17 protein-coding genes are annotated in these 18,431 nt (G+C 69.4%); 14 read left to right on the top strand and 3 right to left on the bottom strand.

Features of this window, described 5'->3' with window-relative positions; translation table 11 throughout:
* Positions 1–39 precede the first annotated feature (39 nt).
* A complete protein-coding gene (locus ACFSVL_RS23430; protein WP_378307536.1) occupies positions 40–426 on the bottom strand; it encodes a nuclear transport factor 2 family protein in 387 nt (128 codons plus the stop codon).
* Positions 427–660: 234 nt separating this feature from the next.
* Between ACFSVL_RS23430 and ACFSVL_RS23425 the strand changes: the two genes are divergently transcribed.
* The 8 genes from ACFSVL_RS23425 (at position 661) to ACFSVL_RS23390 (ending at position 11,242) form a co-directional block, all read left to right on the top strand.
* Entirely contained in the window at positions 661–1,698 is a 1,038-nt protein-coding gene (locus tag ACFSVL_RS23425; protein WP_378307534.1) for a 2Fe-2S iron-sulfur cluster-binding protein, read from the top strand.
* A gap of 83 nt (positions 1,699–1,781) precedes the next feature.
* Positions 1,782–2,966 carry an acyl-CoA dehydrogenase family protein gene (locus ACFSVL_RS23420; RefSeq protein WP_378307532.1) on the top strand — a complete coding sequence of 395 codons (1,185 nt, stop codon included), beginning with the start codon at positions 1,782–1,784 and terminating at the stop codon, positions 2,964–2,966.
* A gap of 15 nt (positions 2,967–2,981) precedes the next feature.
* Complete coding sequence (locus ACFSVL_RS23415) at positions 2,982–3,899, top strand: VOC family protein (protein ID WP_378307530.1); 918 nt, start codon at positions 2,982–2,984, stop codon at positions 3,897–3,899.
* A 13-nt stretch (positions 3,900–3,912) separates the two neighbouring features.
* On the top strand, positions 3,913–6,405 hold the full coding sequence (locus tag ACFSVL_RS23410) for a flavin-containing monooxygenase (protein WP_378307528.1): 2,493 nt from the start codon (positions 3,913–3,915) through the stop codon (positions 6,403–6,405).
* 269 nt (positions 6,406–6,674) lie between these two features.
* On the top strand, positions 6,675–8,147 hold the full coding sequence (locus tag ACFSVL_RS23405; protein WP_378307526.1) for an FAD-dependent oxidoreductase: 1,473 nt from the start codon (positions 6,675–6,677) through the stop codon (positions 8,145–8,147).
* Complete coding sequence (locus ACFSVL_RS23400; RefSeq protein ID WP_378307524.1) at positions 8,144–8,629, top strand: flavin reductase family protein; 486 nt, start codon at positions 8,144–8,146, stop codon at positions 8,627–8,629. Before ACFSVL_RS23405 ends, ACFSVL_RS23400 begins: the two co-directional genes overlap by 4 nt.
* Before the next feature lie 48 nt (positions 8,630–8,677).
* Positions 8,678–9,532: an alpha/beta fold hydrolase gene (locus tag ACFSVL_RS23395; RefSeq protein ID WP_378307522.1), complete on the top strand. Its 855-nt coding sequence runs from the start codon at positions 8,678–8,680 to the stop codon at positions 9,530–9,532.
* 21 nt (positions 9,533–9,553) lie between these two features.
* Entirely contained in the window at positions 9,554–11,242 is a 1,689-nt protein-coding gene (locus tag ACFSVL_RS23390; protein ID WP_378307520.1) for a 3-ketosteroid-delta-1-dehydrogenase, read from the top strand.
* Positions 11,243–11,496: 254 nt separating this feature from the next.
* Here the strand turns inward: ACFSVL_RS23390 and ACFSVL_RS23385 are convergent, their stop codons facing one another.
* Positions 11,497–12,111 (bottom strand): TetR/AcrR family transcriptional regulator, encoded by a 615-nt coding sequence (locus ACFSVL_RS23385; RefSeq protein WP_378307518.1) that lies wholly within the window; start codon positions 12,109–12,111, stop codon positions 11,497–11,499.
* A 192-nt stretch (positions 12,112–12,303) separates the two neighbouring features.
* Between ACFSVL_RS23385 and ACFSVL_RS23380 the strand changes: the two genes are divergently transcribed.
* The 4 genes from ACFSVL_RS23380 to ACFSVL_RS23365 all read left to right on the top strand — a co-directional run bounded on the left by ACFSVL_RS23380 (position 12,304) and on the right by ACFSVL_RS23365 (position 16,435).
* A complete protein-coding gene (locus ACFSVL_RS23380; protein WP_378307516.1) occupies positions 12,304–13,539 on the top strand; it encodes a hypothetical protein in 1,236 nt (411 codons plus the stop codon).
* A 118-nt stretch (positions 13,540–13,657) separates the two neighbouring features.
* On the top strand, positions 13,658–14,758 hold the full coding sequence (locus tag ACFSVL_RS23375; protein WP_378307514.1) for an AAA family ATPase: 1,101 nt from the start codon (positions 13,658–13,660) through the stop codon (positions 14,756–14,758).
* A gap of 2 nt (positions 14,759–14,760) precedes the next feature.
* Positions 14,761–15,963, top strand: a complete 1,203-nt coding sequence (locus ACFSVL_RS23370; RefSeq protein WP_378307829.1) for a vWA domain-containing protein — start codon at positions 14,761–14,763, stop codon at positions 15,961–15,963.
* Between the two features lies 1 nt (position 15,964).
* Complete coding sequence (locus ACFSVL_RS23365; RefSeq protein WP_378307512.1) at positions 15,965–16,435, top strand: GNAT family N-acetyltransferase; 471 nt, start codon at positions 15,965–15,967, stop codon at positions 16,433–16,435.
* A 6-nt stretch (positions 16,436–16,441) separates the two neighbouring features.
* Here ACFSVL_RS23365 and ACFSVL_RS23360 read toward each other — a convergent pair whose 3' ends face one another.
* Positions 16,442–16,900 (bottom strand): Lrp/AsnC family transcriptional regulator, encoded by a 459-nt coding sequence (locus ACFSVL_RS23360; RefSeq protein ID WP_378307510.1) that lies wholly within the window; start codon positions 16,898–16,900, stop codon positions 16,442–16,444.
* Positions 16,901–16,963: 63 nt separating this feature from the next.
* Here ACFSVL_RS23360 and ACFSVL_RS23355 point away from each other — a divergent pair, with 63 nt between their 5' ends.
* Positions 16,964–17,680, top strand: coding sequence for an AzlC family ABC transporter permease (locus tag ACFSVL_RS23355; protein ID WP_378307508.1), 717 nt, complete (start codon positions 16,964–16,966; stop codon positions 17,678–17,680).
* The gene (locus ACFSVL_RS23350; RefSeq protein ID WP_378307506.1) at positions 17,673–18,002 is read left to right on the top strand and encodes a branched-chain amino acid transporter permease; all 330 of its coding nucleotides are present in this window, start codon (positions 17,673–17,675) and stop codon (positions 18,000–18,002) included. Before ACFSVL_RS23355 ends, ACFSVL_RS23350 begins: the two co-directional genes overlap by 8 nt.
* Positions 18,003–18,431 lie beyond the last annotated feature (429 nt).

The raw sequence follows: 18,431 nt of genomic DNA, 5'->3' as shown, positions 1-18,431 counted from the left end.
GGTTGTAACAAGGGCCCGGTCGGAGGACCCGGGAACCGTTCACTGATCGGAACGCCGCCGGTGCACGACGTCGGCCGGGCTCCAGATCGCCCGCATGCTCGTGATCCGCCCTTGTTCGTCGAACGTCATCACGTCGATCGGCTCGATCGAGCTGACGAACTCGTCGGTCGTCGTGACTACGCGCAGGTGGAAGGCGGCCGTGTCGCCGGAAGCCCGGACGGTCAGCAGTTCGGCGGTGAGCGCGAGGCCGTCGAGTTCGGCGTAGAAGGCGGCGATGGCTTCCCGTCCTTTACGCACGGCGCTGCCCGCGGGGTCCTCGACGGTGGCGTCTTCGGCGTAAAGCGCGGCGATCCGCGCCGGGTCGCCCGCTTTGAGCCTGCGCGCGTACTCGGCTACTGCGTCGGTGATCTTGTCGGTGGTCGGCATGCGGGCGATGCAAGCACAGCCGGGCCGGGGAAAAAGCCCGAGCAACCGCTTGGTGGGAAACCGGCCGGTCTCCCAGTGAGCGAAACGCCTGCCGCCCCGCAACCGCGCGCCGCCTTACCGTTCCCCACACCCGCTTGCGCCGAGGTCCGTGAAGGGAACCCTGAGGGAATCAGAGTCCCTCAGGGTTCCCCTCACGGACCGGGCCACGGCGGGCGACGACGACCAGGAGGGTGGATGTCCACCGAAACGACTGCCGGCCGCGAGGCGGCGCCGGGTTCGCGCGGGAGACGGGTCCGGGTGACCGCCGTCGTGGCGGAGACCGCCGACGCGCGCTCGTTCGTCGTGGAGCCGGTCGGGGAAAGCGCGTTTGGCTACCGGGCGGGGCAGTTCCTGACCGTCCGGGTGCCCGGCGGCGGAGCGCGGTGCTACTCGCTCTCGAGCTCGCCGCACAGCGACCCGGCGATGAAGTTCACTGTCAAGCGCGTGCGGGGCGGGCACGGCTCCACCTGGCTGTGCGACTCGGTCGCGGCCGGGGACGAACTCGACGTCCTCCCGCCCGCCGGGACGTTCTCGCCCGCGTCGCTGGACCAGTCCGTGGTGCTGCTCGCGGGCGGCAGCGGGATCACGCCGGTGATCGCCATCGCGAAGTCGATCCTGTTCGGCGGCAGCGGCGAGGTCGTGCTGATCTACGCGAACCGGGACGAGGCGTCGGTGATCTTCGCCGCCGAACTGGCCGCCCTGGAGCGCCGGTTCCCCGGCCGCTTCACCGTGCTCCACCTGCTGGAATCGCTGCAGGGCTATCCCACCCGGCATCAGCTGACGGTGCTGCTGCGCCCGTTCGCCGACCGCGACGTCTACCTCTGCGGGCCGGAGCCGCTGATGGAGCTGGCGGCGGACGTCTGCGCCCGCGCCGGAATCCCCGGAAGCCGGGTGCACTCGGAGAAATTCCTTTCGCTGCAGCAAGATCCCTTCACCGACGAGGCGGCCGAAAGCGGATCGGTGGTCTGCACCGTGCGAGTCTCCCTCGACGGCGACGACCACATCGTGCCGTGGGCGGCTGGGCAGAAGCTGCTCGACGCGCTCCTGGCCGCGGGGCTCGACGCGCCTTACTCGTGCCGGGAAGGCGCCTGCAGTGCGTGCGTGTGCTCGTTGACGGAAGGCAAGGTGAACCTGGCACGCAACGAGATCCTCACCGAGGACGATCTCGCCGAGGGTTACGTCCTGGCGTGCCAGGCGGAACCGGTCAGCGACGAGATCGCCATCGAGTACTGAACGCGCTGTTCCACTCATCAGGAGACCGGGGCGGATCCGGCTTCCCGGTTGGCAAGCTCGACCCACTGCGAAAAGGAGCCCCTATGCCGAAATCAGTGCTCGAAAACATCGAGGCGATCGCCGACGAACTCCGGGCCGGCGCCGAGGAAGGCGAATCGCTCGGCAGGCTGCCCGACGACATGGCGAAGCGGCTCAAGCAGGCGGGCCTCATCCGGTTGCTGCAGCGCAAGAAGTACAACGGTTACGAGGCGCACCCGCGCGAATTCGCCGAGACGGTCATGAAGACCGCGAGCATCTACGGTTCGGCGGGCTGGGTGGGCGGCATCGTCGGGGTGCATCCGTGGCAGCTCGCGTTCGCCGATCCGAAGGTGCAGGAGGAAATCCTGGGCGACGACACCGACACCTGGCAGGCGTCCCCGTACATGCCCGCCGGTGTCGCGGTCCCGGCGGACGGCGGTTTCGTGCTGAACGGCCGCTGGCAGTTTTCCTCGGGAACCGACCACTGCGACTGGATCTTCCTCGGCGCGATGCTCGGCGGCCAGGACGGCCAGCCGCTGATGCCGCCGCACAGCATGCACGTGATCCTGCCCCGCGCGGACTACGAGATCATCGACGATTCCTGGGACGTCGTCGGCCTGCGCGGGACCGGGAGCAAGGACATCGTGGTGCGGGACGCGTTCGTCCCGGCGTACCGGGTGATGGACGCGGACAAGGTCATCGACGGCAGCGCGGCGAAGGAGTACGGCGTCACCGAGACGCTGTACAAGATGCCGTGGTCGACGATCTTCCCGCTGGGCATCACCTCGGCCACCATCGGCATCTGCGAGGGCGTGCTGGCCGCCGGGATCGACTACCAGCGCAACCGTGTCGGAGCGACCGGCACCCTGGTCAAGGACGATCCGTACGTGCTGCACGCGCTGAGCGATTCGGCCTCGGAGATCGACGCCGCGCGCCAGCAGCTGCTGTCCAATGTGGACCGGGTGTGGGACATGGTCGACCGCGGCGAGGAGATCGACTTCGCTACCCGCGCCCGGATCCGCCGGGATCAGGCGCGTGCGGCGTGGCGGGCGGTGCGTGCCGCGGACGAGATTTTCGACCGGGCGGGCGGGAATGCGTTGCGGATGGACAACCCGCTGCAGCGGTTCTGGCGGGACGCGCACGCGGGTCTGCATCACGCGATCCATGTCACCAGTACGACTTACCACGCGGCTGCGTTGGCGTCACTGGACGTCGAGGTTCCGCAAGGCCCGCTGCGCGTAATGATCTGAGAAAGGACCCCGAAAATGAGCGAAATCAAGGCACTGGGCTACGTCCGGGTCATCGCCACCGACCTGGAGCGCTGGCGTGAACTCGGCTTCGACGTGCTCGGGTTCGCGCCGGGCTTCGGCGACGAAGAGGACGCGCTGCACTTCCGGATGGACGAACGCCCGTCCCGCATCACCGTCGAGCACGGCGACGCGGACCGTGTGACGGCAGTCGGCTGGGAGGTTCGCGACGCGCCGGCGTTGCGCAGGCTCTGGGCGACGCTCGAAGACGCCGGGGTGGAGTGCACGCCGATGTCGCAGGAGCTGGCGGATCGGCGCAAGGTCGAAGCCGGCTTCAGCGCCAAGGATCCGGGCGGCACCCCGCTCGAGTTCTTCCACGGGCCGGTGCTCGAACACAGCCCGGTGGTGACCAAATACGCCCATCAATTCGTCACGGGACCGCAGGGTCTCGGCCACGTGGTCATGCCGACCACCAGCTTCGACGAGTCCTTCGCCTTCTACACCGAGACGCTGGGCTTCCGGTCGCGCGGCGCGTTCCGGATGCCGGGGCCGCCCGAAGCCGGGCCGCTGCGCATCCGGTTCCTCGGGATCAACCAGCGCCACCACAGCCTGGCGATCATGCCGAGCCTGGAGGGCCGCGATCCCGGCCTCATCCACGTGATGGTGGAGGTCGACTCGCTCGACGCGGTCGGCCGCGCCTACGACCAGGTGATGGCCCGCGATTTCCCGGTTTCCTCCACGCTGGGCCGGCACACCAACGACAAGATGATCTCGTTCTACGTGCGCGTCCCCGGCGGCTGGGACATCGAGTACGGCTACGGCGGCCAGCTCGTCGACGAAAGCTATTACACCGCCGAAGAAATCACTGCGGACAGCTACTGGGGTCACGAATGGCTCTGGATGAAGGAAATGAAACAAGCCGCCGCGGACGCCTGAACGAAGGACTATCGTGGAAAACTCTTTCGACGCAGTCGTCGTCGGGGCCGGCGTCGCCGGTCTCTACGCGGTGCACAAACTCCGCGGCCGCGGCATGCGCGTGCGGGGCTTCGACAGCGCGGCCGGGGTCGGCGGCACCTGGTACCACAACCGGTATCCGGGTGCCCGCTGCGACGTCGAAAGCATCGACTACTCGTACTCGTTCGACGAAGAACTGCAACAGGAATGGACGTGGAGCGAGCGGTTCGCGGAACAGGAAGAGATCCTGCGGTATCTCGGCCACGTCGCCGATCGGCACGACCTGCGCTCGGCGTACGAATTCTCGACCCGGGTGACCAGCGCGGAGTACGACGGTCGGTGGACGGTCCGCACCGACACCGGCCGGACCGTCGACGCGCGTTTCCTCGTGCTGGCAACCGGTGTCCTGTCCGCCACGAATATGCCGGACCTTCCCGGACGGGACACCTTCGCGGGCGAGCTGTACCACACCGGCGCTTGGCCGCACGACCTCGTGGAGTTCGCGGGCAAACGCGTCGGCGTCATCGGGACCGGCTCGTCCGGGATCCAGGCGATCCCGGTCATCGCCGAAACCGCGGCGCACGTGACCGTTTTCCAGCGCAGCCCCAACTATTCGATTCCCGCCCGGAACCGTCCGCTGACCCCGGAATATGTCGCGGAGATCAAAGCCGGTTATCCCGAACGGCGGCGGTTGTCGCGGGTCAGCGGCGGCGGGACGCCCAACAGCCCGCATCCGCGCGGCGCGCTCGAAGTCGGTGCCGCCGAACGGACCCGGATCTACGACCAGTGGTGGGAACGCGGCGGATATCTGTTCGCCAAGGCGTTCCCGGACCAGATGACGAGCCTCGCCGCCAACGACACCGCCCGCGAATACGTCGAAGCCAAGATCCGTGAACTCGTGCACGACCCGGACATCGCCGACCAGCTCATCCCGGACGACCATCCGATCGGCACGAAACGCATCGTCACCGACAGCGGCTATTTCGAGGCTTACAACCGCGAAAACGTCACGCTCGTGAATCTTCGGCGCACCCCGCTCACCGAAATCACCCCGGACGGCGTCCGTACCGAGGACACGCTCCACCAACTCGACATGCTGGTCTTCGCCACCGGCTTCGACGCGATGACTGGTTCGCTGTCGAGGATCGACATCCGCGGCCGGAACGGGCGCACGCTGCGCGACGAATGGTCGGCGGGCCCGCGCACCTACCTCGGGCTGACCGTCGCCGGGTTCCCCAACATGTTCGTGGTTTCCGGCCCCGGCAGCCCCAGCGTCCTGGCGAACATGGTGCTGACCGCGGAACAGCACGTGGACTGGATCTCGTCCTGTTTGGACTTCCTCGACGACCACGGCGTCACGACGATCGAAGCAACCGAAGACGCCGTCACCGCGTGGGTGGCCGAATGCAACGCCAACGCGGCGGCGACGTTGTTCCCGGCAGCCAACTCCTGGTACCTGGGCGCGAACATCCCCGGCAAACCCCGGGTCTTCATGCCGTACATCGGCGGGCTCGGCAAATACCGCGCGATCTGCGACGACATCGCGGCCGACGGCTACCGCGGCTTCGTCCTCGACGATCCCGCGACCTCCGAGGTCAAAGCCATGCTGGCCGGGCTGGCCTTGCCGGACGTGACCCAGCACGACCCCGCCGAGCTGCGCGAGATCATCCGGTCCCGGCGCGCGCCGCTGACCCGCCAGCCCGCCATGCGGATCGCGGAGGACCGCGTCATCCCCGGCCCCGGCGGGGACCTGAAGCTGCGGATCTACGCGCCGCACCACGAAACGCCGCTCCCGGTGCTCGTCTTCGCACACGGCGGCGGTTTCGTGTTCTGCGACCTCGACAGTCACGACGAGTTCTGCCGTTCCATGGCCGCCTCCGTCGAGGCCGTGGTGGTCGCCGTCGACTACCGGCTCGCACCGGAACATCCCGGCCCGGCAGCGATGGAGGACGTGTACGCGGCGCTCGTCTGGGCCACGGAGCACGCCGCCGAATACGGGGGAGACCCCGCCCGGATCGGCGTGGCCGGTGACAGCGCCGGGGGCAACCTGGCCGCCACGGTATGCCTCGCGGCCCGCGACCGCGGCAGCCCGAGCATCGCCGGTCAAGTCCTGCTGTACCCGGTGATCGACGACGATTTCGCCACCGAGTCCTACCGCCGCTACGGCGAGGGCTACTACAACACCGAGACCGCGATGCGCTGGTACTGGGCGCAATACGCGCCGGATGGCACCGACAGCCCGTACCTGGTCCCGACCCGGGCCGAGTCACTCGCGGACCTTCCGCCCGCCGTAGTCGCGACGGCCGAGCTGGACCCGCTGTGCACCGCCGGAGACGACTACGCCCGGCAGCTCCGCGACGCGGGCGTCGAGGTCACTGCTCTCCGGTTCGAGGGCCTGTTCCATGGCTTCCTGACGATCCCGGCGCTGTCCCTGACCGAACCCGCGCGCGAGAAGCTCTGGCAGCTGATGCGGGACCTCCTTGCCTAGGAAGGTCCGTGAAGGACTCCTTGAGGGAATCAGATTCCGTGAAGGGGCCCCTCACGGACCGCTGACGTCAATGCCAGGGGCTCAGGCTGCGTGGCCCCACGCCTGCCGGACCGTCCACAAAGGACGCCAGAGCCGCCGAAGCGCCCGATTGATGCCCGCATGGCGGGCTCCGAACGTCCGTGAAGGGAACCCTGAGGGAATCAGAGTCCGTGAAGGTTCCCCTCACGGACGACCAGCCCCGCAACCCCGCAACGAGGAAGGACTGATCCATGACGACCGACAACCCGCGCCCGGTGTCAGCGGCCTCGATCGCCGAATGGCACGACAGCGCGGACGTGGTGGTCGCCGGGTACGGCATCGCCGGCGTATCGGCCGCCGTCGAAGCGGCGAGGTCGGGCGCGCAGGTCCTGATCCTGGAGCGCACGAGCGGCTGGGGCGGCGCAGCGGCCCTGGCGGGCGGGTTCGTGTACCTCGGCGGCGGCACTCCGCTCCAGCGCGCCCTCGGATTCGAGGACACGGTGGAGAACATGGAGAAGTTCCTGCTCGCGGCCGTCGGTCCCGGCGCGGACGAAGCCAAGATCGCCGACTACTGCCGCGGCAGCCTGGAGCACTACGACTGGCTGGTGGGCAACGGCGTCCCGTTCCGCGAAGCGCTCTGGGACGAACCTGGCTGGGAACCGCCGCACGACGAAGGCCTTGCCTATTCCGGCGGCGAGAACGCGGCCCCGTTCAACACCGTCGCCACCCCCGCGCCGCGCGGGCACGTGCCGCAGATGCGCGACAAGCGCACCGGCGAACAAGGCGGCGGCTACATGCTGATGAAGCCGCTCGCGGAAACCGCTGAAGCACTCGGCGTACGGGTCGCTTACGACGTCCGCCTGAGCCGCTTGATCGTGGACGGCGAGCGGGTCGTCGGCGTACTCGCGAGGCGTTACGGCCAGGACATCGCCGTGCGCGCCGACCTCGGGTTAGTCCTGGCGACCGGTGGATTCGCCTACTCCGAGCGGATGGTCGCCGACCACGCGCCGCAGCTGATCGGCCGTCCGGGAGCCGCTATCGAGGAACACGACGGCGCCGGCATCCTGGCCGCCACCGCGTTCGGCGCGGCCACCGCGCACATGGATGCGACCGAGGTGGCGTTCTTCGGCGATCCGCAACTGCTGGCACGCGGCATTCTCGTCAACGCCCAAGGCCAGCGTTACGTCACCGAGGACACCTACCCCGGCCGGATCGGCCAGGCGACGCTGTTCCACCAGGGCAATCAGGCCTTCCTGGTCATCGACGAACAGGCCCACGAGGAAGCCCTCGCGACCGTGACCGCCACGCCCGTCTTCCGCGTCCCGCCGACGTGGGCCGCTGAGACCGTCGCCGAACTGGAGTCCGACATGGGCCTGCCGGAACTGGCCCTTCAGACCACAGTCACTCTCTACAACACCTATGCGGCACAAGGCCGGGACCCGCTGTTCGGCAAGAAACCACAGTGGCTCCGGCCGCTCACCGGCGCGGTCGCCGCCTTCGACCTGCGCGGTGCCACCGCCGGATTCCCGCTGGGCGGACTCCGGACCGACCTGGACTCGCGGGTATTGCACGTGTCCGGGGAGCCGATCCCGGGCCTGTTCGCGGCTGGCCGCTGCACAGCGGGTATCTGCACCGGCGGTTACGTCAGCGGAGCGTCGTTGGGAGACGGCAGCTTCTACGGCCGCCGGGCCGGGCGTGCCGCGGCGAAGGAGGCAGCTCGATGACGTCGTTTACCGCGGACCCCGCCCACCTGCGATCCGTGCTCGGCCACTTCGCCACCGGGGTAGTGGCGATCACCGGAATCGACCCGGACACCGGCCAACCGACCGGACTGGCCGCGAACTCCTTCACCTCGGTCTCCCTCGACCCGCCGCTGGTCGCCTTCTGCGCGGCCGCGACCAGCACCTCCTGGCCGCGAGTGCGGGCCGCGGGCTGCTACGCGATCAGCATCCTTTCCGAAGCCCAGGAACCAGTGTCCCGCCGGCTGGCAGCCAGCGGAGCCGACAAGTGCGCCGGAATCGACTGGACGCCCTCGCCCTCGGGCGCGCCGGTCGTCGCCGGTTCCCTGGCCTGGGTCGAAGCCGAACTCGACACCGAACATCCGGCGGGCGATCACACCATCGTCGTCTCCCGGGTGCGGCATCTGCACTCGTCGGACCTCGACCCGCTCGTCTTCTTCCGCGGCCGGTACGGACGTGTCCGCTGATCGGGAAAGCCGCCGGACCGGCACCGGCCTCGCTGGCAGAGTCGAGCCATGACCGCCGAACCCGCGCCCGCACTGCTCGAACTGCCCACCGAACACGGAGTCCTGCGCTACCGGGAAAGCGGCGACGGCCCGCCTTTGGTCCTGCTGCACGGTTCCGGGCCAGGCGTGACCGGCTGGCGCAACTTCGGCGCCAACCTCCCCGCGTTCGCCCCGCACTACCGCACGTTCGTGCTGGAGTTCCCCGGCTTCGGGGTCAGCGACGACTTCGGCGCGGTCCATCCGATGCAGTCCGCCGTGACCGCCGTGGGCGCGTTCCTCGACGGCCTCGGGCTCGACCGCGTGCGCGTCGTGGGCAACTCCATGGGCGGGTTCGTCGCGACGGACTACGCGCTCTCGGCCCCCGAACGCGTCGACCGGCTGGTCACGGTCGGCGGCATCGGCACCCCGATTTTCAGCACCCAGCCGGGAGAAGGCATCGTCCGGCTCAGCGAGTTCGTGGAGAACCCGACCCGCGCGGCGCTGATCGCCTGGCTGCGCTCGATGGTCTACGACCAGGCGCTGGTCACCGACGAGATGATCGAGGACCGCTGGCAGCAGGCCACAGATCCCGCGACGCTGGAAAACTCTCGCCGGATGTACGGCGCGGCGGCGCTGGCCCGGATGGCGCAGGCCGCCCGCAGCGCGGACACCACCCCGGCGTGGGCCGAACTGCGCCGCTTGGACCTCCCCACCCTGGTCACCTGGGGCCGCGACGACCGCGTCAGCCCGGTCGACATGGCGCTGCTCCCGATGCGCACCCTTCCCCGGGGCGAGGTACACATCTTCCCGAACTGCGGGCACTGGGTCATGATCGAACAGAAGGCCGCCTGGGAAGCCACCGTCCTGGCGTTCCTCGGCCGCTAACCGAACTGGAGTCCGAAGGACATGAAGAAGAAAATGCCCGCCCTCGTGCCGGCCGAGGACACGACGGTCGACCTCCTGGTCATCGGATCGGGCACCGGCATGGCCGCCGCGCTCGCCGCCCACGAACGCGGACTGTCCACTTTGGTCGTCGAGAAGACCAGCTACGTCGGCGGGTCCACCGCGCGCTCCGGCGGCGCGTTCTGGATCCCGGGAAACGCCGCGCTGCCCGAGACCGGACCACGCGCGGCCGCCGACGCGGGCACGTACCTGAACGCGGTGGTCGGCGACTCGGCCCCGGCCGAACGCGGACGTGCCTACCTCGAACACGGTTCCGCCGCCGTGGACATGTTGCGCCGCACCACTCCGATGCGCTTCTTCTGGGCGAAGGGCTACTCCGACTACCACCCCGAGGAGCCCGGCGGCCGTCCGGAAGGCCGGACGTGCGAATGCCGCCCGTTCAACGCTTCCGTGCTCGGCGACGAACGTCCCCGGCTCCGCCCCGGCGTGATGGAGGCCCCGGTGCCGATGCCGGTCACCGGCGCGGACTACAAGTGGATGAACCTGGTGGCGCGCAAGCCGTTGAAGGCCTTGCCGCGGATTTTCGCCCGGGCCGCGCTAGGCATCGGCGGCATGCTGATCGGCCGCGACTACCTCGCGGGCGGGCAAGCGCTCGCGGCCGGGATGTTCGCGGGCGTGCTGCGCGCGGGCATTCCCGTGTGGACAGAGACCACCCTCGTGCGCTTGCTCCAGGACGACGGCCGGGTTTCCGGTGCCGTGCTGCGGCAAGGAGACAAAGAGGTCACCGTGCTGGCGCGCCGTGGCGTAGTCCTCGCCGCGGGCGGCTTCGACCACGATGTCGAGGCACGGCACAAATTCCAGTCGCCGCGCCTCGGCGACCACGCCAGCCTCGGCGCGGAAGGCAATACCGGCGACGGCATTCTCGCCGGACAGGAACTCGGCGCGGGCATCGCGCTGATGGACCAGGCCTGGTGGTTCCCGGCCTTCGCCCCGGTGCCCGGCCGCGCCCCGGCGGTGATGCTCGCCGAACGGTCGCTGCCCGGCTCGTTCATCGTCGACCAGACCGGGAAGCGGTTCATCAACGAGGCGATCGACTACATGTCGTTCGGCCAGGAAATCCTGGCGCGCGAACGGGCCGGCGCGCCGGTCGAAGAGATGTGGCTGGTGTTCGACCAGCGCTACCGCGACAGCTACATCCTCGCGGGCCGCTGCTTCCCGCGGCAGCCGATCCCGGATTCGTGGTACCGCGCCGGAATCGCGCACAAGTCCGACGACCTCGGCGCGCTCGCCGCTGCGATAGGCGTCCCCGCTGGGGAGTTCCAGGACACCTTCCAGCAGTTCAACAACTACGCGGACAACGGAAAGGACCCCGACTTCGGCCGTGGCGACAGCGCTTACGACCGTTATTACGGCGACCCCACCATCAGCCCCAACCCGAACCTGGCCCCGCTGCGCCGCGCCCCGTACTACGCGGTCAAGGTGGTGCTGAGCGACCTCGGCACCTGCGGCGGCCTGGTCGCCGACGAACACGCCCGCGTCCTGCGCGAGGACGGCGAAGTCGTCGAAGGCCTTTACGCGATCGGAAACACCGCGGCCAACGCCTTCGGCACCTCCTACCCGGGCGCGGGCGCGACGATCGGCCAAGGCGTCGTTTACGGCTACATCGCCGCTCTCCACGCCGCGACTTCGTAATCGCTTTTGAGGTCCGTGAGGGGAACCCTGAGGGAATCAGAGTCCGTGAAGGTTCCCTTCACGGACAACTCGACCCCGCGCCCGCTGGTCGTGGCCAGATCTTTCGACCTGAGCTGCCGAGCCTCAGCCGCACCCATAACGCTGCCTTAAGTCCTGGCATGGGAATCTGATTCCCTCAGGGAGGCCCTCACGGACCTGCACACCCAGTCATCCAGGTGCTGGAGTCGCGCAGCTGAGGTTCCTGGCATCGCCGCTTATCCGCTGAGCCGGGTCAACCCGCTCAATGCCAGCCGCAGCCCGCGCGAATCCCACCGCTCGATGTCGCTGAAATCGTCGGACCCGCCGCTCTGCACCCACCGCGTCAGCGAGTGCCGCATGGTCTGGATCACCAGCAGCGCGGGCAGTTCGCGCAGGAACGGGTCCGGATCGAGTTCGTAATACCGCGCCAGGAACCGCGTGACCGCCTCGCTGAGGCCCTCGCACCATTCCACGAACCGGAGCCGGTACTGCGGGGTGTTGACGATCAGCGTCATGATCTGGTGGTCGTACTCGGGCACCTGCCGCCGGTTCAGCTCGGTGGTGAGGACGGCCGTGAGCACCTCGATCGGGTCCGCGTCGTCGGGCGCGGCATCGAGACCCTGCACGATCACGCGTTCGCTGCGCCGCAGCAGCGGCATCAGGACGTCCTCCTTGACCGGGAAATGCCGGTGGAACGTCCGCGGGTTGATCCCGACGATCTCGCAGATCCGTTCGACAGTCACCGAGGTGTCGCCTTCGGCCACGAACAGGTCGCGCGCGGTGAGCGCGATGCTCATGCGCAGCTCCTCGGCCCGGCGCTCGGTGAGGGTCTGCCGTTTCGGTTCCGTCACCAGGACTCCCTCCCTGTCGCGTGCCCCGACCGTAACGACCCGCAAGCGCCTGGTGACGCCCGCTGACCGCTCTTCGGAACACGGAGGTGTCAGAATATGACACGCCGCCTCCGGCTGCCGTCCTGCTACCCTGACGGCGATGAGCACCTACTCGAACAGATCGGGGGTTTCGTTCGCCGCAGGTGAGTGCTGATGGGCACTTTCCCCGCGAACGAGAATCCTCGTCTTCATTTCTGGGCGCGCGTGCGCGCATTCGCCGTGCCGCCGCCGATGATCACCTCAGCGACCGCCCGCCGCTCCGCCGGAGACTGGGCCGGAGCCTGCGCCGCCGCGCGCTTCGACGTGGATCTGGACCTGCGAACCGTGCGCCGCGTGCACGGCTCCGCGGTCGCCGCGCAGATCCGCGCCGATCTGCGGCACCTGGCTCCGGACCTGCTTCGCTGGCATTTCCCGCGCATCGCGCCGGACGGCCTGCTCCGGCCCGGTCTCACGGTGTCGCTGGCCCGGTACGGCGGCGAGATCCACCTCGTGGCACGCACACCGCCCGCGTGGGCCGGGGCCGGCCAGCGGATCAGCCTCGCGCTGTGGACGCCGTCCGCACCCGGGGCGGGGCTGCATCCGCATCCGCGCCCCGACCGCCGGTACCGCCTCGACCTGCATCGCCACCTGTGGGACGCCCGCCGAACCGGCGAGCTGCCCGAACGGGCGGGACGGTGGCCGCCGGTCGTGCTGGACCAGTGGATGGCCGAGGCAGCGCTGCTGCTGCGTGCGGAGGGGAGAACGACCGGCCTCGTCGCCGTGCGGCTCTCCTCCCGGCACCGGCTGACGCTGAACCTGGGCGGAGCAGCCGAAAACCGGACCCGGGCGATGCCGGTTCTGCCCGACGCCGCGACGTGGGTCCTGCCTGACCTGGAGCTGCTCCACGCCGGGCTGATCGACGCCGGCCAGCTGCATCCGCTTGTCGCGTCGGCACTTCGGCCCGGCCATCGATCCCTTGCGCCGCAAAACCCGCGCGGCGCAAGGGATCGTCTCGTCGAATGCCGTGGAGCTACGCATCGGATCGGCGTGGTGAAAGGCGTGCTGGTCCCGCTGGACCACGACCCCGACGAGATCCGCCGCGAAGAACTCCTGGGCGCGCTGGGCGGCACCGAGCTGCCGTGCCTGCGCGCGATCGACGAAGCACACCGAAATCCGGAAAATCTCCCGGACGTCCGCGCCAGGCTGGACCACGGCGACACCGCCGGCGCCCTCGCCGCGGTCGAAGACCTGCTCGGACCGGACGTGCTCCTGGGCGGCGGCGCATTGCGCGACGAACTGGAAACCGCCGCGCGCCGCCAGGTAACGCACGGCCTCTACCGGGCCGGGCTGACCGGATACGGACCGCCTCGGTCCACATCGGATACTCGCCGTCGCACTCTCCCGACCTGAAAGGTGATCAAAACTGTCTGAAACCACGCACTTCCGCCCGCTGGACATCGCCGCCGATCTGCTTGCCCTGCTGGCCGACACCACCACCGAACCACGCGCCGACAGCCAGCTGGAAGCGTTGACGCTGGCCGTGTCCGCCGATCTGCCGGTGCTGCTGTGGGGCGAACCCGGCATCGGCAAGACCGCCGCGCTGACCCAGCTGGCGGAGACCCTCGAACTGCCGCTGACCACGGTGATCGCCAGCGTGCACGAACCGTCCGACTTCTCCGGTCTCCCGGTGGTCGGCGACGATCCCGCGCAGCAGGGCGTCCCGATGGCACCGCCGGACTGGGCCGTGCGCCTGGTCCGGGCGGGCCGGGGGCTCCTGTTCCTGGACGAGCTGTCCACCGCGCCGCCCGCCGTCCAGGCCGCGTTGCTGCGCGTCGTGCTCGAACGGCGGGTCGGCGCTTTGCGGCTGCCGCCGGGGATCCGGATCGTGGCCGCCGCCAATCCGCGGTCTTCCGCCGCCGATGGCTGGGAGCTGAGCCCGCCGCTGGCCAACCGGTTCGTCCATCTGCAATGGACCTACGACCACGACGTCGTGGTGCGCGGCCTGAGCGGGACATGGCCGAAAGCGGCGCTGCCGCGGCTGGACCCTGGACAGCTGCCCGAAGCCGTGACGTTCGCCCGCCGCGCGGTGTGCGGTCTGCTGGCCACGCGGCCGACGCTCGTGCATCAGCTGCCGAAGAGCGAAGCCCGGCGCGGCGGTCCGTGGCCGTCCCCGCGCAGCTGGGACATGACGGTGCGGCTGATCGCGTTCGCCACCGCGGCGGGCGTCAGCCGGGAGGTGCTGTCCATGCTGGTGCGCGGCACGGTCGGCGACGGTCCGGGCCTGGAACTGCTGGCCAGCTTGGACCGGATGGACCTGCCCGACCCCGAAACACTGCTCGCCGATCCCGGCGCGGCGGTGCTGCCCGAACGCGGCGACCTGCGTCAGACGGTGCTCGACGGCGTCGTGGAAGCCGTGCGCAGACGGCCGGACGAGCCACGCTGGAACGCGGCATGGTCGTTGCTGGTGCTGGCACTGGAAACCGGCGCACCGGATCTGGTGGTCGTGCCCGCCGCGACGCTCGCCGCGCTGCGCCGCGACGGCTGGCAGGTGCCCGCGGCGATCGAGCGGCTGTCCGGGGCGGTGGCCTTGTCGCGGCGGGCAGACCAGGCGGCGGGTGCGCGCTCGTGAAGATGGACGAGGAGAAGCTCTTCGCCGCGCGGCTGCACGCTGTCCGGCAACGGCCGTACCTGGCGACGGCGTTGTTCGCCTTGCATCCCGTGGTGTCCGAGAGAGTGCCGACGATGGCGGTGGACCGCCACTGGCGCTGCTACGTCTCGCCCGGGTTCGTGGACCGCACTCCGTTGGAGGAGCTGGCCGGAGTCTGGGTGCACGAGGTCTCGCACCTGCTGCGCGACCATCACGGGCGCAGCGACCGCTACGCCGCGCAGCACGAGCTGACCGGGCCGGGGGAGCGGTTGCGGATGAACATCGCCGCGGACTGCGAAATCAACGACGACGTGTTCGGCGACGGGCTGCCCCGGCCGGCGGGCGCGGTCGAACCGGCGGTGCTCAGATTGCGCGAGGGAGAGTTGATGGAGGACTACCTGAGCCAATTCCGGCTCGGGCCCTTCACCGGCGATTACGCCTGGCTCGACTGCGGCAGCGGCGCGGACGGGCTGGAGCGCGAGTGGGAGCTGGGGCCCGACGGCGCGCACGGGCTCAGCGAACAGGAACGCGACGCCGTCCGGTTCCGGGTCGCGCAAGGCATCAACGGCAGTCCCGGAAACGTTCCGGCGGGCTGGAAACGCTGGGCGGACGAGGCGTTCCACCCGCCGCAGCCGTGGCGGGAACTGCTGGGGCCGGCGCTCCGGTCGGCGATGTCCGGCGCCGGCGAGGATTACAGCTACGGCAGGCCCGCGCGCCGGTCGGCCAGCCTGCCCGGCGTCGTCCTGCCGAGCCTGCGCCGGCGTCCGCCGAACGTCTGCGTCATCGTCGACACCTCCGGTTCGGTCAGCGACGCCGAACTGGGGAGCGCGATCCTCGAAATCGCCGAGATCGTCCGCGCGGTCGGCGGCAGGCGCGATCTCGTGTCGGTGCTGTCGTGCGACGCCGCCGCCTACGCCACGGGCCAGCTGTGCCGGGCCGAGGGAATTCCGCTGCTGGGCGGCGGTGGCACGGACCTGCGCACCGGATTCGCCACCGCACTGCGCGCCAGCCCGCGTCCGGACGTGATCGTGGCGCTGACTGACGGATACACCCCGTGGCCCAGCGCACGACCGCCCTGCCGGACAGTCGTGGGCCTGTTCCCCCGGGAGAGCTGGGTGGACGAGAACAATCCCCAGTACCGTCCGGAGACCCCGCCGGACTGGGCGCGAGTGGTCACGGTGGGCTGAGATGTCGCCAGTGCTGGAGACTAGCCGTCTCGTCCTCCGGAGCCGCACGGCGAGCGAGGCCGCCGTCTATCGCCAGCTGTGGACCGAACGGGATCCGCGGGTGCCGCCGCACCGGCGGATCGGTCCCGACGGCAGGCCGACCGTGGCGGACCTCGCCGCGCGGACGGCGGAGAATCCAGGACTCCTTGCGGTGGAACGAAAGGACACCGCCGAGGTCATCGGATACTGCGGCCTGGTCTTTCCCGGGGAGGAGCCGGAACTGGCCTACGAGTTGCTGCGCGCGGCGCACGGTCACGGGTATGCCACCGAAGCGGGCCAGGCCGTCGTCGCGTGGGCGAGGGAAGCGGGCTACCGGCGGTTGCGGGCGACGGTCTGGGACTGGAACCTCGCGTCGCGCCGGGTCCTGGAAAAGCTCGGGTTCCGCGAGACCGGCCGGACCGGCCACAACCTCCTTGCCGTGCGGGAGCTGTGATCGGCGTCAGGTGTCGCTTTTGATTTTCTTCATCGTGAGGTGGGACGTGACGCGCAGGACGCCGGGCAGCCCGGCGAGCTTGCGGGTCTGGAACGACTCGTACGCGGCGTGATCGGCGACCGCGACCCGGATGAAGTAGTCGGGGCGGCCGAACAGCCGGCGGAACTCGATCACCTCCTCGTAGGCCGCGATGGTGTCCTCGAGCGACTCGATGGTCGCCCGGTCCGTCGCGTACACCTCGAGGTCGATGAGCGCTTCCAGGCCCCGGCCGACCGCCTCCGGATCGAGCACCGCGCGGTAGCCGGCGATCACCCCGGCGTCCTCGAGGCGTTTGACCCGCCGCAGGCACGGGGGAGGGGTGAGCCCGACCCGCTTGGCGAGTTCGACGTTGGTCAGCCTGCCGTCCTGACGCAGGTGAAACAAAATGTCCCGATCTACCGAATCCAGTCGTACTATGTTGCTCACCCGGGCATCGTACCGCCATGATCGGACACCAAATTAGCCGAGCGCTGACGTAGTGTTCCAAGGGTGGAAACCGTCGTTGACCTGGCTGTTCGTGATCGCCCGCCCGCTCTGGCCGCACTGAAGGACTGCGGGTCCGTAGGCATCGGCCTGGTCCCGCTCGGGCTCGCGTTCGGCGCGTTCCTCACGCATTCGGGCCTCGACTGGTGGTGGGCGACGGTCTTCACCACGTTCATCTACGCGGGTTCGTTCGAGTTCCTGCTCATCGGGCTGGCCGCGGCGGCGGCCCCGCTGGCGTCGATCGGCTTGTCGGCGTTCCTGGTCAACGTCCGGCACGTGTTCTACGCCCTGTCCTTCCCGCTGCACCGCGTGCGCGGCCGCGGGGCGCGCGCGTACAGCACGTTCGCCCTCACCGACGAGTCCTACGCACTGTCCACAACGGACAAAGCCCGCGACTGGGACGGCGAGCGAATCCTTTGGCTGCAACTGTTCCTGCACCTGTTCTGGGTCGGCGGCGCCACTGCGGGCGGGCTGCTCGGCGCGCTGATCCCCAGCAGCGTGGTCGGCCTCGATTTCGCCATGACGGCCCTGTTCGTGGTGCTGGCGATCGACGCCGTCCGCGAGCGTCGGGACGACGTGCCGACGCCGATCCTCGCCGCACTGAGCGCGGCCGTGGCGCGGTTGGTTTTCCCCGGCCAAATGCTGCTGGTGGCATTTGTGCTGTTCACTGTCGCATTGCTGGTCCGGTGCGCGGTCCGCGGAAGGAATGTGCGCGATGCCTGACCCCGGCTACCTGCTGGCCGCTGTCGCCGTTTCCGCCGCGGTTACCTGGGCATTACGCGCGCTTCCCTTCGCGGTGCTGGCGCCGCTGCGCTCCAGCCGGACCGTGCGGTATTTGAGCACCCGCATGCCGGCCGGGGTGATGGTGATCCTGCTCGGTTATTGCCTGCGAGACGTTTCATGGACCGCGCCGAGCGCATTAGCGCCGATTGTCGCGCTGGCGGTGACGGCCGGATTGCACCTGTGGCGCCGCAATGCCGTCTTGAGCATTGTCGGGGGAACTGTGGTGCATGTGCTGATGGCGAGCTTTGTTTTCCCGGCCTGAATGGCAATGCCCCGGCGCGTGTCCGAATTGAGTGTATTACGACTATCGTAGGGTGCCCGGGCGAGGTGTCCACTAGATCGGCGGACGAGCTTTCTCTCGCCTCCTGAATCGTGCGTGAACGAGCGAGAAAATTGAACATTCGTTCGGTAACCCCGTGCGGCGCCTGCGGGACGTTCCAGGGTACCGCCGCGTACAAATGCATATTCGCGCATATGAAATGGCGGGATATCCGCTGAGGGATACCCCGTGGGTTCGGTTTCCCGGACGGCATCGCGGCGTTCACCGGAAAATTGCCGGAAGCCTTACGGCGGGCACGCCGAATCGAGAAGTGCCGCCCGTTTGCCTGCGGCCGGGATTGCACTGCTTCCCCGATCCGGTTGTGCGGCGAGGGGCAGATCACGGTGGCTTCAGTCTAACGGCGGTCCCCTA

This window comes from Amycolatopsis silviterrae (genome assembly GCF_042684085.1).
GTDB classification, from domain to species: domain Bacteria; phylum Actinomycetota; class Actinomycetes; order Mycobacteriales; family Pseudonocardiaceae; genus Amycolatopsis; species Amycolatopsis silviterrae.
Note: the sequence above shows the minus strand (reverse complement) of the source record. Positions and strands in the feature narration are given on the sequence as shown.